A 254-nucleotide genomic window follows, 5' to 3' on the forward strand; every position below is an offset into this window, starting at 1 on the left:
CATCAACGCCAAGGTCATGGCCGATCCGCGCCTGAACAGCGTGTCGTGCGAAGGCGTGTTCGACTTCAAGCGCATGTGCTGGGGCGGATTCACCACGCTGGTCGGCAAATCGGCCCGCGCCCAGTAAAAAAAAACGGACGGCGTGTCGATCCCGGCGGCCTCCGTTCGTCGTAGGGCAAGGACGGGCAGGTTCGCGCAGGCGCGCCGCCCCTTCCACGAGCAACTTTCATCCAGGAATTTCGGAGACACATCAT

1 pseudogene is annotated in these 254 nt (G+C 62.2%); it reads left to right on the forward strand.

Going from position 1 to position 254, the window contains the following annotated elements:
• Positions 1-127: pseudogene (locus SB764_RS42590) on the forward strand (DUF1428 domain-containing protein); the annotation flags it as partial.
• Between the last annotated feature and the right edge of the window lie 127 nt (positions 128-254).

The sequence above is a fragment of the Paraburkholderia sp. SIMBA_027 genome (assembly GCF_046535315.1).
GTDB lineage: Bacteria > Pseudomonadota > Gammaproteobacteria > Burkholderiales > Burkholderiaceae > Paraburkholderia > Paraburkholderia tropica.